Annotated in this window: 14 protein-coding genes; 11 read left to right on the top strand and 3 right to left on the bottom strand. The window is 46.0% G+C overall.

Going from position 1 to position 14,569, the window contains the following annotated elements:
* A partial coding sequence (locus G519_RS46180; RefSeq protein WP_029198878.1) for a transposase occupies positions 1-257 on the bottom strand: 257 nt, incomplete at its 3' end.
* A gap of 117 nt (positions 258-374) precedes the next feature.
* Between G519_RS46180 and G519_RS0135475 the strand changes: the two genes are divergently transcribed.
* The 3 genes from G519_RS0135475 (at position 375) to G519_RS0135465 (ending at position 3,198) form a co-directional block, all read left to right on the top strand.
* The gene (locus G519_RS0135475) at positions 375-2,525 is read left to right on the top strand and encodes an alkaline phosphatase PhoX (RefSeq protein ID WP_244280332.1); all 2,151 of its coding nucleotides are present in this window, start codon (positions 375-377) and stop codon (positions 2,523-2,525) included.
* Between the two features lie 146 nt (positions 2,526-2,671).
* Positions 2,672-2,827 (top strand): YfhD family protein, encoded by a 156-nt coding sequence (locus G519_RS49585; RefSeq protein WP_084160507.1) that lies wholly within the window; start codon positions 2,672-2,674, stop codon positions 2,825-2,827.
* On the top strand, positions 2,827-3,198 hold the full coding sequence (locus tag G519_RS0135465; RefSeq protein ID WP_029198634.1) for a hypothetical protein: 372 nt from the start codon (positions 2,827-2,829) through the stop codon (positions 3,196-3,198). Before G519_RS49585 ends, G519_RS0135465 begins: the two co-directional genes overlap by 1 nt.
* A 74-nt stretch (positions 3,199-3,272) precedes the next feature.
* Here G519_RS0135465 and G519_RS0135460 read toward each other — a convergent pair whose 3' ends face one another.
* The gene (locus tag G519_RS0135460) at positions 3,273-4,079 is read right to left on the bottom strand and encodes a glycerophosphodiester phosphodiesterase (RefSeq protein ID WP_029198633.1); all 807 of its coding nucleotides are present in this window, start codon (positions 4,077-4,079) and stop codon (positions 3,273-3,275) included.
* A 245-nt stretch (positions 4,080-4,324) separates the two neighbouring features.
* Between G519_RS0135460 and prmA the strand changes: the two genes are divergently transcribed.
* The 5 genes from prmA to deoC all read left to right on the top strand — a co-directional run bounded on the left by prmA (position 4,325) and on the right by deoC (position 9,018).
* Positions 4,325-5,299 (top strand): 50S ribosomal protein L11 methyltransferase, encoded by a 975-nt coding sequence (prmA, locus tag G519_RS0135455; RefSeq protein ID WP_029198632.1) that lies wholly within the window; start codon positions 4,325-4,327, stop codon positions 5,297-5,299.
* Between the two features lie 10 nt (positions 5,300-5,309).
* On the top strand, positions 5,310-5,981 hold the full coding sequence (locus tag G519_RS0135450) for a site-2 protease family protein (RefSeq protein ID WP_029198631.1): 672 nt from the start codon (positions 5,310-5,312) through the stop codon (positions 5,979-5,981).
* Positions 5,982-6,089: 108 nt separating this feature from the next.
* A complete protein-coding gene (locus G519_RS0135445) occupies positions 6,090-6,857 on the top strand; it encodes a 16S rRNA (uracil(1498)-N(3))-methyltransferase (RefSeq protein ID WP_029198630.1) in 768 nt (255 codons plus the stop codon).
* A gap of 5 nt (positions 6,858-6,862) precedes the next feature.
* Positions 6,863-8,203, top strand: a complete 1,341-nt coding sequence (gene mtaB, locus G519_RS0135440) for a tRNA (N(6)-L-threonylcarbamoyladenosine(37)-C(2))-methylthiotransferase MtaB (protein ID WP_029198629.1) — start codon at positions 6,863-6,865, stop codon at positions 8,201-8,203.
* A gap of 131 nt (positions 8,204-8,334) precedes the next feature.
* Positions 8,335-9,018 carry a deoxyribose-phosphate aldolase gene (gene deoC / locus G519_RS0135435; RefSeq protein WP_036635099.1) on the top strand — a complete coding sequence of 228 codons (684 nt, stop codon included), beginning with the start codon at positions 8,335-8,337 and terminating at the stop codon, positions 9,016-9,018.
* Here deoC and G519_RS0135430 read toward each other — a convergent pair.
* Positions 8,981-10,012: a Na/Pi cotransporter family protein gene (locus tag G519_RS0135430; protein WP_029198627.1), complete on the bottom strand. Its 1,032-nt coding sequence runs from the start codon at positions 10,010-10,012 to the stop codon at positions 8,981-8,983. The two genes, deoC and G519_RS0135430, sit on opposite strands and share 38 nt — an antisense overlap.
* A 125-nt stretch (positions 10,013-10,137) precedes the next feature.
* Between G519_RS0135430 and G519_RS0135425 the strand changes: the two genes are divergently transcribed.
* The 3 genes from G519_RS0135425 (at position 10,138) to G519_RS0135415 (ending at position 13,854) form a co-directional block, all read left to right on the top strand.
* Positions 10,138-11,508, top strand: a complete 1,371-nt coding sequence (locus G519_RS0135425) for a class I SAM-dependent rRNA methyltransferase (protein WP_029198626.1) — start codon at positions 10,138-10,140, stop codon at positions 11,506-11,508.
* A gap of 570 nt (positions 11,509-12,078) precedes the next feature.
* Positions 12,079-12,966, top strand: coding sequence for a TolB family protein (locus tag G519_RS0135420; RefSeq protein ID WP_029198625.1), 888 nt, complete (start codon positions 12,079-12,081; stop codon positions 12,964-12,966).
* Positions 12,967-13,086: 120 nt separating this feature from the next.
* The gene (locus tag G519_RS0135415) at positions 13,087-13,854 is read left to right on the top strand and encodes an SDR family NAD(P)-dependent oxidoreductase (RefSeq protein ID WP_029198624.1); all 768 of its coding nucleotides are present in this window, start codon (positions 13,087-13,089) and stop codon (positions 13,852-13,854) included.
* The last annotated feature ends 715 nt before the right edge of the window (positions 13,855-14,569 follow it).

The following is a 14,569-nucleotide window of genomic DNA, read 5'->3' as shown; positions in this document are numbered from 1 at the left end:
GCCCAAAACCATTTGACCAAATCCGTTCTTGTCTTTTCGAAAATCGTTCCGGTGATCACGGTTGTTTGGTGTTGGCAATTCGTACACTCGTAAAGAGGTAAATTACGAGTCTTAATTTCGTAAGCCTTCTGGTGCTGACATTTTGGACAGTGATATCCCTCAGGCCACTTCATCTTGAACAAATGCTGATGGCAAGCTTCCTCGGTTTGAAACTTCTTTTGAAATTGAATAAGATTCATCGATTCTTGCTTTGCCATAAAAATCACTCCCGAACATATGTTTGATTTCATTATACCAAACATTAGTTCGTATTTAAAGACATTCCTGAGCTAACTGGATAATCAAATTATTTTAATAGGAAGAGGTAGATTACTTTGAAGAATCAATTTAAATCTCGCAAAATGTTAGTGCCCGTTTTAGGACTAGCCCTTCTAGCTCCTAGTGTACTTCCGAATATGGCTCACGCAGCTAACGATGTCAAAGTGAAATCAGTTGAATTCGTAGGAATGGCTGCACCAACTACCCCGCAAGATATGGCGAAAATGTACTCTGGCGCTTCTGTTCAAGTTACATATACAGATGGTACGGTAAAATCATTCCCTTTAACTTATAAAACACTGTTTAAATCAGATGACTCTATTAATGGCACAGTAGCTGGTGTGTCTCTAGATAAGAATGGAAAACCGGTCATGGACACAAGTGTCCCTAACAGCCCAACTCCTTTTGTTTCCGATTCACCGGATTCCAACTCCTTATTTAAAGTAGATGGCGCTAAGGCGACGGCAAAAGGCGGGAATCCACTTTCTTTGATTACACACTATGAATATATTACATCAAATAATGCTGGAAAGTCAGCTTATGGTATGGTTCCCGCTTCTATGTCACTAACTACGATTGATCAAAATAAAACAACGGGTGAGCTCGCGGCTACAGATTTGAAAAAAGTGGATTTTAGTGGTGTAGACGGATTATGGATTCCGTGTAACGGTTCCTTAACACCGTGGAATACACACTTAAGTAGTGAAGAGTATGAAGCCGATGCACGTGCTTATGAAGCGGATCCTACACAAACTTTTGTGTCATCCTTCACTAAAGCCTACTACCAAGACGACAAAAAAGTTGGAAATCCTTATGCCAACGGTTATATTCCTGAAGTAACTGTCCTTGCAGATAACACAACAACGGTTGTTAAACATTATAGTATGGGTCGTTTCTCACATGAGCTTGGCCGTGTTGCACCTGATATGAAAACTGTCTTCTTCGGCGATGATGGCGGGAATACAATGTTGTTCCTTTATGTTGCGGACAAAGCGAAGGACCTGTCAGCCGGAACGCTTTATGCTGCCAAATGGATCCAAACAAGTGATGAGAATGGTGGATCCGCAAATATTCAATGGATTCCGCTCGGTCATGCAACAGATGCTGAAGTAAAAAGCTATGTAGATAAAGGCTTGAAATTTAGCGATATTTTCGAAACAGCGGACAAAGATACAGCAGGATTTACAAAAATCAAATCGTATCCAAGCGGTAAAGTGGAATGGCTGAAAGTGAAGCCGGGTATGGAGAAGGCAGCTGCTTTCCTTGAGTCTCGCCGTTATGGGGCAGTTGTCGGAGCGACAGCTGAATTCAACAAAATGGAAGGCGTTGCAGTAAACGCTAAGGATAATAAGGTTTATGTCGCCATGTCTTATGTTGAGAAATCCATGGAAAAAGATACGAAAGCTGCTGATCCTACAGACGATATCCAAGTCAAAAAAATCAAAGCAGGCGTAACTTATGAGTTGGATATGAAAGGCGGACAAATAGATCGCAGCAAGCAGCCAATCAACAGTGAATACGTTCCTTCTATGATGAAGGGGCTAATTGTTGGTCAAGACTTGGCAAAAGCCGATAGCAAAGGCAATACGGCCGCTGAGGATCTTGTTGCAAACCCTGATAACCTATCCTACTCCGATGAGCTAAGAACTTTGTTTATTGGCGAAGACAGCGGTATGCACTCGAATAACTTCACTTGGGCTTATAACGTAGATACGAAAAAGCTTTCTCGTATTCTTTCCATCCCAGCTGGTGGAGAAGCTACAGGACTGCAAATGGTAGATAACTTGAATGGCTTCAGCTACATCATGAGCAATATGCAGCATCCCGGAGATGAAATGATTTTGCCAGAACCGTTGAAAGGTCAAGTTGATGCAATTATTAACAAAACCTATGACAATAAGCATGCTGGCAGCGTTGGCTACATTAGTGGAATCCCGACTTCTGGTCAAATGATGGAGTGGATGTCTACTGATAAATCTCTATCTGCTCTCCGTGATATGGCTGAAGCTAACGGCGCAACGGTAAAATGGAATGAAACAGATCGAAGCGTTACAGTTACTAGAGGCAGTCATTCCCTGATCGTGAAAATTAACGATTCTTCGGCTATTGTTGATGGTCAAACCGTTCAATTGCCGTACGCATCTCGTATTGAGAACGAAAAAACGATGATGTCTACTTCTGTTCTGAACAGTTTCCTAAGTCGTTAATTTTATCAAATTCGAAGAGACCATTGCGGTGTACTTTGCACCCAATGGTCTCTTCATTTTATTAAGAAAGCTTTTCATTGCATAAAAATGAATCTCTTTGGGACAATAAAATTGGTTTACCTATACCGATTCAGGGAGGTTCAGACATGAGCGAGAACAACAAGCAGAAGCAGCAGGACGCCAACAATCTTCCTATTGTCAAAAACGAGGATGTTGAGTTCGCAGCAGAAGTAGCTGATGCCGATGATTTCGAAGCGGCTGAGAGAGCGCAGTCGGCGGATTACAGACAGGAAGAACAATAATGGCTGAGAAAGAAATTCTCGCTTATTTTCATTCACCGGAGCAAGCAGAAGGAGCAGCTTCCAAGCTGAAAGCACTGCGTGCTATTGATGTTCAAGTAGATCGATTCGGCAGATATGCAGGCAGTGGGTTGCAATCCGTGATGAATCCCTATGCAGGGGACTTCGGAAGCTTGGGTAAGTTAACTCAGGCTGCGGATGTGTCTACGCCGGATGAAGGCATTCTGATTGCAGCAGACCCGGCGGCAAGCGGTATGAGCGATGGCGGAGGCGGCGGTGTAACGGGAATTGACATTGTTTTGGCTGCCGTTATCGACGATGCCGTATATGAACAGGCTGTGCGTGTCATTCAAAGCGCTGGCGGAACGATGTAAGCTTAAAAAGCATCTGATCAAAGGTTAAGGCCTTATGATAAGATGCTTTTTTTATAAAGGAAAGTGCTTATTGTTTATTGCTTATTCATGATTTCAACAAGCTGGTCTGGATGGTCCGTAATAATGCTGGAGACACCGAGTGCAAGCATCTGCTTCATAATCGTCGGTTGATTCACCGTCCATACATAAACTTCCTTCTGGTATGTCTTGGCAAGCTTCATGAATGATTCAGTTACGAGCGGATAAGCCGCAGATATAACATCGTAATCAGAGCAATCCATGATTGTGTTCATGTTTTCTGATTTTTGCCCCACAATAAGACCAGTCTTGATCTTAGGATTGAGCTTTTTCACGGTAGCAAGCAGCTTAACATCAAACGATGTCACCGTGCATTCTTTCTCAAAGTCGTGTGCATGGATAAGGTTGGCTGTTTTTTCAGCAAGCAGCTTACCATGGCCGTTATTTTTCATTTCTATATTCAGCTTTATATGACCTTTGGCTATTCCTATGACTTCATCCAGCGTTGGCACGTTCTCATTCTGAAACTCTGGGCTGCGCCAGCCGCCAGCATTCGCTTCTTTTAGCTCTGATGAGGTAATTTCCCACATGTTCTTGTTAATTCCCGTCGTACGGAGGACATTATCATCGTGCATGACCATCAAGACCTCATCGGCCGTCTCTTGGACATCTAGCTCAGCAATACCTGCTCGATCGATGATAGCTTGACGAAAAGAACGGAGCGTATTTTCAGGGGTGACAGCGGAACTGCCGCGATGTGCCGTAACTTGGCTATAGTTTTCTGCAAGCAGTGGTGTAGTTGTGAATGGGGCTGCCAACTCAACGGATAGGAAAACAAACAAGAAAAAGAGTGTTTTGAACATGGGAAGACTCCGTTCTAAGGATTAATAATGTGGACTTGGATAATAAATGCTGTCTACTTTTTCAATTTATCATGAAGGTATTAGGAAGTTGTTAGGAAGTAGAATTAAATTAGAGCGCTTACAAGTTGTTCGCCATTTTACCCAAGAAGCGAAGTGTAGTACAATAAGCAATGTGAAAATAGCCCAAACAGCCGACTGAGGCTTGGTTTATTTGTAAGTGATAACCGACAGGAGGAGCAATACCGATGCTTTGGCAGGAATTAACTGTACATACGACAGAAGAAGCAATAGAAATGATTACGAACTTTGTTCATGAACTGGGCGCCGGGGGCGTTTCCATTGAAGAATCAGGGACCTTAAACAAAGAAAGAGATACCTCGTTTGGTCAATTGTACGAAACACCTTTTAACGATATCCCAGAAGGAAGAGCCGTCATTAAAGGTTACTTCTACCATGGCACTGATATGGAGCCCATCATGGCTAACTTGAAGGAATCTGTCGAGCAGCTCAAAGAGTTCGATATCGATACAGGAAATCCAACCTTTGAATTAATAGAAGTAGACGATGAGGATTGGGCGCATGCTTGGAAGCAATATTTTAAACCTATTCGCGTGTCTGACCGTTTGACGATTAAACCAACATGGGAAGAGTATACGGCTTCGCCTGATGAATTGATCTTGGAGCTTGATCCTGGGATGGCTTTCGGTACTGGCACGCATGCCACAACGTCTCTTTGTTTGAAAACACTTGAGAAGGTACTTAAGCCTGGTGACGACGTCATTGACGTGGGAACCGGTTCGGGTATTCTTTCGATTGCGGCTGCGAAGCTAGGTGCGAAGCATGTGTTAGCAGTTGACTTGGATCCGGTAGCTGTGACGAGTGCGCTTGATAATACAAGGCAGAATCAACTTGAAGATAAGATTACTGTCAAACTTAGTGACTTATTAGGAGTACTGAAAGAAAGCGAGACTGGAGGCGCTGCGCAGCTTGGTGTCACCATTCCTGTACAACTGGTTGTCGCGAATATTTTAGCTGAAGTCATTGTACTGTTCGTAGATGATGTGTATGAAGTCTTGCAGCAAGGTGGTTATTATATTACCTCGGGGATTATTACTAACAAAGAAGCTGATGTTGAAAAAGCACTAATTGCAGCCAAATTTACGATCGTAGAGAAAAACTATGATTCGAATTGGGTTGTGATTGTAGCTAGAAAGCTGTAGGTGTCCATATATGGGAGGATTATTGTTTTATGACTGGAGTACATTACCTTTTGTTATTCTAGTCCTCGTTCTTTCTTTTACTATTCATGAATTTGCACATGCGTATAGCGCCTATAAATTAGGAGATTCTACGGCTTATCAGTTCGGCAGAGTTTCCTTAAATCCGATGGTTCATCTAGATTTGTTCGGTACGATTATGCTGTTGATTGCTGGCTTTGGTTGGGCGAAGCCTGTACCTGTGAACCGAGGTAATTTCAAAAGCCCACGCTTGATGGGGATTATTGTAACCGCGGCGGGGCCGCTGAGTAACTTGATCTTGGCATTTATCACATTATTTGTTATAGCTTTATTTCAAAAGTATGGCTGGTTAGAAGGCATGACTGTGGGAAGTGCTGCAGCTACACAAGAATTTCTGAGTAAGATGTTAAGTATTAATTTAACCTTGTTTCTGTTCAACTTAATTCCGATTCCGCCACTAGATGGTTATCGAATTATTCAGGATCTCGTAGATCTGAGATACACGGAATCATTGCAAAAGTTTGAACAATGGGCATCGGTCATTTTCCTATTAGTTGTATTTGTAAGACCGTTACGTCAAGTGACTTTAGATCCCTACTTAAGCTTGGGCGGAGACATCGTCCGTATTTTATCAAAGCCGATTGTTTGGATCTTGGGGATGTAAGGATTCCAAATTCAACCCGTTGTAGATTTCCATGACCAAAAAAGGTATGATGGTGAGTGGAAGTTTCACTTCAATATCGAGATGAACGAAGATAGAGAGGCTTAGACTATGCAGCGTTATTTTCTCCCGCCTGAGCAGTTTCACGAAGCTACACACACAGTCACCATAGAGGGAGACGACGCGCATCACCTGATTCGAGTCATGCGAGCAGATATTGGAGATCAGATTATTTGCAGCAATGGCGTAGATCGTGAAGTGCTCGCTCGTATTTCCGAGCTGGATAAGGGGCAGGCGACCGCGGAAATCGTGGAAGAGCTGCCTATGGATGCTGAAGCGGCTGTTCAGGTGTGGATTGCACAGAGCTTGCCCAAAGGCGATAAGATGGAACTTATTATTCAAAAAGGGACCGAGATCGGGGCAGCCCGGTTTCTTCCTTTTTTATCAGAACGCACGATTGTGCAGTACGATGCAAAGAAAGAAGCAAAGCGCACCGAACGTTGGCAGAAAATTGCCAAGGAAGCGGCGGAGCAAGCTCACCGAAACCGTGTGCCGCAAGTCGATTCCGTTTATTCTTGGAAGCAGTTGCTGCAGCGTGCAAAGGAAGCGGATGTTGCTTGGATTTGCTATGAGAAGGAAGATGGTCAGCAATTAAAACCTGCTATTCAGGAAGCGCAAGCTGCTGGTAAACTAGGGCCAGGAAAACAAGTGTTGATTGCGGTAGGCCCTGAAGGTGGATTTACGGAACAGGAAATTAAGCAGGCTGAAGAGGCTGGCTTCGCTTCCGTGTCGCTGGGTGCACGCATATTACGCACGGAGACTGCCGCAATGGTAGGTCTTACGTGTCTTTTCTATGAAACCGGAGAGATGGGAGGATAAGCGTTATGGCAACGGTAGCGTTTCATACATTAGGTTGTAAAGTTAATTTCTATGATACAGAGGCCATTTGGCAGTTATTCAAAAATGAGGGTTATGAGCAGGTAGATTTCGAGAATACGGCAGATGTGTATGTCATTAATACATGTACGGTTACGAATACAGGAGATAAGAAGAGCCGCCAAATGATTCGCCGTGCGATTCGTCGTAATCCAGAAGCGATTGTAGCTGTAACTGGTTGTTATGCGCAGACGTCGCCCGCAGAAATTATGGCAATTCCAGGCGTAGATATGGTGATTGGGACGCAGGATCGGGAGAAGATCATTCCGCTTGTGAAACAATTTGAGCAAGATCGTCAGCCGATCAATGCTGTGCGCAACATTATGAAAACACGTCAGTTCGAAGAACTTGATGTGCCAGATTTTGCCGATCGGACAAGAGCTTTTCTTAAAATCCAAGAAGGCTGCAATAACTTCTGCACCTTCTGCATTATTCCATGGTCGCGCGGTTTGATGCGCAGTCGTGAACCGCAAAGCGTTATAGCGCAAGCTGAGCAGCTTGTTGCTGCGGGTTATCAAGAAATCGTACTAACGGGTATTCACACCGGTGGTTATGGTGAAGATATTGAAGATTACAGCTTGGCGAAGCTGCTTTGGGATCTGGACAAAGTCGAAGGCTTGAAACGGATTCGTATCTCCTCGATTGAAGCCAGCCAAATTACAGATGAAGTTATTGAAGTTCTGAAGTCTTCGGACAAAATGTGCCGTCATCTGCATATCCCGCTGCAAGCTGGCGATGATCAAGTTCTCGCACGGATGCGCAGAAAATATACAACAGCGGAATTCGCTCGCAAGATCGAACGTCTTCATGAAATCATGCCGGATGTCGCGATTACGACGGATGTTATTGTTGGTTTTCCAGGTGAAACCGAGGAAATGTTCCGTGAGGGCTACAAGTTTATGGAGCAAATGAAGTTCTCCGAAATGCACGTGTTCCCTTACTCCAAACGGACAGGAACTCCTGCTGCGCGGATGGAAGATCAAGTGGATGAGGAAATCAAAAATGCCCGCGTACATGAGCTCATCGATCTTTCCGAGAAAATGCAGCTTGCTTATGCACAAAAATTTGTGGGTGAAGTCCTAGAAGTCATTCCGGAGCGTACTTATAAAGGTGCTCCTGACAGCGGATTGTACGTGGGTTACTCCGATAATTATGTGCAGCTAGTGTTCCAAGGCTCAGAAGACATGATCGGTCAAGTTTGCCGTGTCAAGGTAACGGAAGCCGGCGTTAATGAAAGCAAAGGACAGTTGGTTCGTGTTTTGGAAACGGCTAATGTTGTGAATTTGTAATGAAATTCTCTTAAGGCTATAAAACCTGCCTCTAATCATAGTCGCTCATCTTGAATGACTACGCTAGAGGTTTTCTCATTCAAGGGTTTAAATATGGAAAATTACAAAAATAAAAAGATGAGGTGCATCAAATGACTACATTGACCGGGAAAGAAATTGCTAAATACATTGACCACACGCTATTAAAACCAGATGCGAGCACGGCTGCAATTCACAAATTGTGTGAGGAAGCTGCAAAGCACCAGTTTTTTAGTGTTTGTGTAAATTCTCAGTTTGTTGGAACGGCAAGTAAAGCACTAGAAGGAACAGGCGTAAAAGTTGCTGCAGTTGTTGGCTTCCCGCTTGGCGCTAGCTTGAGCGAAGTGAAAGCTTTTGAAGCTGCAAAGGCTGTTGAGAATGGTGCCGCTGAAATTGATACCGTGCTGCCGATCGGATTATTGCTTGAAGGGCAGTATGATGCTGTTCGTTCTGACATTAAACAAGTTGTGGACGCTGTAAAAGGCAGAGCGATTGTTAAAGTAATTATGGAAACAGGTTTCTTAAATGATGAGCAAAAAGCAGCAGCTTGCCGACTTTCCGAAGAAGCAGGCGCTCATTTCGTTAAAACATCTACTGGCTTTGGTCCAGGCGGGGCTACGGTGGAAGACGTTCGTTTAATGCGCCAAAACGTATCCGATACGATTGGTGTGAAAGCATCGGGTGGCGTTAGAGACTTGCCAACTGCGATTGCTATGATTGAAGCAGGCGCAACCAGATTAGGGACAAGCTCAGGTGTTGCTATTGTGAGCGGAACTCAAGACGCTTCCACATATTAAAATAGCAAAAAGGCAAGGCGAGTAAGGAACATACGATATTGAATATCGTCTGGGAACGGGCAATTTGCTCGGAAGGATTATTCGCAAGAAGGGCTGAAAGGCTAACGAGCTCATGGATGAAGGGATAGAATAGGACCGCGCCTCCGATATTGAGGAGGATATGCGACCAGGCGACGTATCGCCCGGCGCGGGAACTGCTCATTCCGGCGATGAGTGCGGTCACACAGGTGCCAACATTGGCACCGATTGTGATCGCTACGCCAAGCTCGACAGGAATGCCCCCGACAGCTGCGAGGCCCATCGCCATCGCAATGACAGCAGCGCTGCTGTGTACTAGCGCGGTGACCGCGGCGCCTGCGATGACGCCCCACAGCAGACTGTGCTGCGCCTGGAGCACGAACCAGGCGAACAGGCCTCGGGACTGCAAGGCTGGCCCGATGGTTTGCATGATCTCGATGCCGAGCAGCACGAGAGAGAAGCCGCTGACCGCAAGCGAGCCGTAGCGGACGCTGCGCAGCCAGCTGTGCCCGCCGATGTTGGCGGGCGAGATGGTTGTCGCCGCGAGTGGTCGCGCGGCGGCAGCAGCGGGGGCCCTGCCCTGCGGCAGCGGCCCGGCGAGCCAGCTCGCCAGCCAGACGGCGGCGCTCGCGAGCAGCATCGGCACGCCGATGCCTCCGAGGCTGAGTCCGATCAGCTCGGTGGTGAGGCACGTGCCGATGTTCGTCCCGAGAATGACGCCTAGCGTTCTCGGGAAGCTTAGCACGCCAGCGCCTACAAGGCCGATGGCGATTACGGTTATGGCGGTGCTGCTTTGGAGCGCCGCCGTAAGTACAGTGCCCGTGGCGAGGCCGCGTACCGGCGTGCGGGTAAACCGCTCCAGCCACAGCTGGAGGCGGGGGCCTGCCCACCTCTGAAGCGCGGTTTCCATCAGCTTCATACCAAACAGAAATAGAGCTAAGCCTGTTAATACAGGCACTACTATGGTATTTATCATTGCAGCAGATCTCCTTTGCGAGCTTGCTAATCATTTTTCAACCAATATATGTGACCGTACAGACAAGCATGACAAGCAAGCTGATGAGAGTGAACGGTTTCACACAAAGGACGGCTAAAAGCATAATGGCAGCAGTATTTTTACTTAAGAAACGCAAACCTCGTTTAGAGCAAGGACACCCATGGGTATACAAAAGTGAAATCGAGCGTGTAGATGGTGAAATCGAACCAGGACAACTAGTTCCTGTTCAAACGCATCTCGGTCAATACCTAGCAACGGGTTATTATAACGAGGCTTCCCAAATTACAGTCCGGATCGTATCCTATAAACCGCTTGAAGCGATGACAATGGAATTCTTCGTCGAGCGGTTTACGCGCTGCTTGCAACATCGCTATCGCTTTGTGAAAGATGCGCAATCTTATCGCTTGGTTTATGGTGAAGCTGATTTTTTGCCGGGGCTCATTGTAGATAAATTTGAGGATACGCTAGTTGTTCAGATTCTCACGATGGGAATGGATCGTTGTAGAGAACAAATTGTTGCTGCATTGGTTCAGGTTGTGAAGCCAAAGGGCATATTTGAACGCAGTGATGTTTCGATTCGTGAGCTGGAGGGTTTGAAACAGACCAAGGGCTTACTGTATGGCGAGTGCCCCAAGCATGTTGATATTTTGGAAAATGGCCTGCGCATCCGCGTTGACATTGAAGAAGGTCAGAAAACCGGTTATTTCTTTGACCAAAGAGAGAATCGCGCAGCCATTGCTCCGCTTATGACAGGATGGGGCCATCGCAGCGGCATTGAACTGAAAGAGGTTGAGGAGGATGGCGTGAGCCAGACACGCCCAGTAAATGCGAATGGTAAAGTCGTATCCTTCCCCTATTGGGATGGCGCGTCGGTACTGGAATGTTTCTCCCACACAGGTAGCTTCACGTTAAACGCATGTAAATTCGGTGCGAAAAAAGTAACCTGCCTTGATATTTCGGAGCATGCGATTGAAAGTGCGCGGACGAACGTTGCTTTGAACGGTTTTGAAGAACGCGTAGAGTTTGTAGTCGCAGATGCTTTCGAATACTTGCGTACACAAGTCAAAGGCTTGGATGAGCGGAAGGTTCGCGCCAATGCGGGCAGCGGTAAAGCTAAAGTGGATACGTCGAAGCCAGTTGCAGAGGGTGGACGGACTTGGGATGTCGTCATTCTTGATCCTCCTGCATTCGCAAAAACGAAAAGCGCCGTTGAAGGCGCCTGCCGCGGATACAAGGATATCAATCTCCACGGCATGAAGCTTGTGAATGAGGGCGGCTACTTGGTAACAGCGAGTTGTTCCTATCACATGCACCCTGAGTTGTTCCTAGAAACTATTCACGCGGCTGCGACTGATGCAGGTAAAATTCTACGATTAATAGAGTTCCGTGAAGCAGGTATGGATCATCCTCGCATCCTTGGTGTAGATGAGGGACATTACTTGAAGTTTGCTATCTTTGAGGTACGGAGTAAATAGAACAACGAACAGATCGGAATTTGAAAAGCGAGGCTAATGAGCCTTGCTTTTTTATTTGCTCCTCCGAGGTATTGAAATTTTTTGCAATAGTGTGGGAATGGTGTTAAAACGCAGTGAGAGGTCAAAAATGCGCTTTCAGATGATCTAGTAAAGTAGCATGTTGCGTCCTGAGAAGGTCGAAAAGGCAGTCTCGGAAGCCCGAGTGGGGCGAAGATGGCGCGAGACGTCTGAAAAGAACCTCTCAGTTGCTGAGAGCAGGCAATTTAGTGTGTTGCGTCCTGAGAAGGCTGAAGAGGCAGTCTCGGAAGCTCGAGTGGGGCGAAGATGGCGCGAGACGTCTGAAAAGAACTTCTCAGCTGCTGAGAGCAGGCAATCAGTCGGATTTTTGATTTGAATAGTATGACAAAATTTAAGAGTTAATATTTAATTATCAGCAATCAAATTTGAAAAGGATGGAAAGAAGGTAAAACAAAAGAAACTTTGAATACATACATACCCAATGTAATTTATAATCTCCTCAGAGTAAGATCCCACTTCAAACAATGAATTGAAAAAGGAGCAAAACAACAAATGAATACTTTAAAGGAACCTCAAAAGATCTTAGGTCGGAACGTGATTAGTACCCTGGAAACTGTGGATATTCAGACTGGCGAAAGAAAGGCTTTGGCTCATTTCGACGATCTAATCGAAGCGCCTAACTGGACGGTTGACGGCAAGCGGCTCATTTATAACAGCTTAGGTCGTCTCTACTCCTTCGACATTGCCACGCTAGAAAGTACGATTATCGATACGGGGTATGCCACGCAATGTAACAATGACCATGTGCTGTCACCAGACAATACTCACATCGCGGTAAGTCACCATACACAAGAGGACGGTCATTCGCGCATTTATGTTTTGCCTTTAAATGGCGGCAATCCGGTCCTCATCACACCAATGGCACCCAGCTATCTGCATAGCTGGTCGCCAGACGGGAGCACATTAGCTTATTGTGCCGAGAGAAACGGCCAGTACGATATCTACACCATCCCGGTAAGTGGTGGCGTCGAAACGCAGTTGACGGATTCTCCCGGTCTTGATGACGGCCCCGAATACTCACCGGATGGAAAGCACATTTGGTTCAACTCCGTATGTTCTGGCCTTATGCAGGTATGGCGAATGAATGCCGACGGCAGTGAACAGACTCAAATGACATTTGATGAAAGCAACAGCTGGTTTCCGCATATTTCTCCTAATGGAGAGTCCGTAGCCTTTCTGTCCTACGGTAAGGATGATGTCGCCCCTGGAGACCATCCAGCGAATAAGCATGTAGAAATTCGACTGATGTCTAGCGCTGGTGGAGAATTTTGTACGCTGGTAAAGCTGTTCGGTGGTCAGGGTACAATTAACGTCAACTCTTGGTCGCCGGATAGCAGGCAGCTGGCATTTGTCAGCTATCAGCTAAAGGATATTGACTAATTTGTGAGCTGGGGTTCACTCGAATGAAACTATTTCCTCCAAAAGTTAACAGCTATCCGATTTTTTTGGGCACAGTAAAGGAATGGAATTAGACGTAATATCACGGGAGGTAGGTACTGAATGAGGAAAATTGCTGCGATTACTGGAGGAGGTCAAGGCATTGGACGTGCTATTGCCATGGCTTTCGCCCAAGAAGGATATGGTATTTCTATTGCGGATATCGATAGGGAAGCTGGCTTGGAAACCGTTGATCTCCTTCGCCCATACACCGACGATGCGATGTTCGTGGAGTTGGACGTGTCCAAGGAAGATGAAGTCCGTGATTGGATAGAACGAACAGCCACTGATCTTGATGGAATCGATGTGCTTGTAAATAATGCAGGTATTTTTCAAATTGCAGATGTATTAGAGCTCTCGGCAGAGCAGTTTCAACGTGTTCTTTCTGTCAATCTGAGCGGGGCTTTTCTCTGTTCGCAAGCAGCTGCTCGAATGATGAAGAAGAATGGTAGAGGAGGTTCTATCATTAACATGGCGTCTACTAGGGCTTTCATGTCAGAACCGAATACGGAGGCATATTCTGCTTCCAAAGGTGGAATTGCTGCATTAACGCACGCAATGGCCGTCAGTTTAGGGGGCTATGATATACGCGTAAACTCAATATCACCAGGGTGGATCGAGGTAAGAGAATGGCAGCTCTCTTCTCGGAAGGAACTTCCGGTCCATTCCGAAACGGATCGAAATCAACATCCGGTTGGCCGGGTCGGGAAACCGGAGGATATCGCGGCTGCTTGCCTATATTTATCCAGTGAAAAGGCTGGATTTATCACAGGTCAGAATTTAACGATTGATGGTGGGATGACCATTAAAATGATTTACGCAGAAGATTAGGTTATTGCGGAACGTAGAGGCCTGAGCGACCAACGGTAAAGTCGTGTAATTTAGCAGGTGGAACTCCTGCTTGGAAAGGCAAAAGCCATGCCACCAATAGCGAGTCTTGGGCTACCGCCAGTAATGTCGGGTGCTAAGCGTAGACAGTTAGGCAGTAGGCCTGAAAGTGATGGAGCCTCGAAATACGTAACAACGGGAAGGCCGACAGTCTAGGTATACTGGAAGGCAACACATGGTTAAGCGTGAAATTGGCGAGCGTAACCAAGCTTCCCCGGGGTCAGAGAGCCAGGCATGCTGAACAATGGTTACACGGGAACCTGGGAGACCCTGCGACTCTTTCATGAACAAGTACTTTTTAGGAAAGTACATGAGAGTATGGCAAACAACCGATCGAAAGGAAGAATGCCAAACGGTACGCAGGGAGTCGGATAGCTGCATAGTACCAAAGAAACCGATGTAATGTCGGCGGAGTGAAGGCGGCTACATGTTACCGATCTTGGTAGAGACACATTTACAGCACACAGAGGCGGAGGACAAATGGAAACGAAACTAGCAAGAATAGCAGAGGTTGCAAAAGCAAAACCCGAAGAACGGTTCACATCCTTAGCTCACCTGCTGAATAAGCAAATGCTTAGGGATAGTCACTTAAAACTACCAGCCGACAAAGCGACGGGAGTAGATAAAGTCACGAAGGTTGCGTATGAAGAACAGCTTG

It is taken from the genome of Paenibacillus alginolyticus DSM 5050 = NBRC 15375, assembly GCF_000422905.1.
Lineage (GTDB): Bacteria > Bacillota > Bacilli > Paenibacillales > NBRC-103111 > Paenibacillus_E > Paenibacillus_E alginolyticus.
The sequence above is the reverse complement of the archived record's forward strand: the minus strand, read 5'-3'. Positions and strand labels throughout refer to the sequence as shown.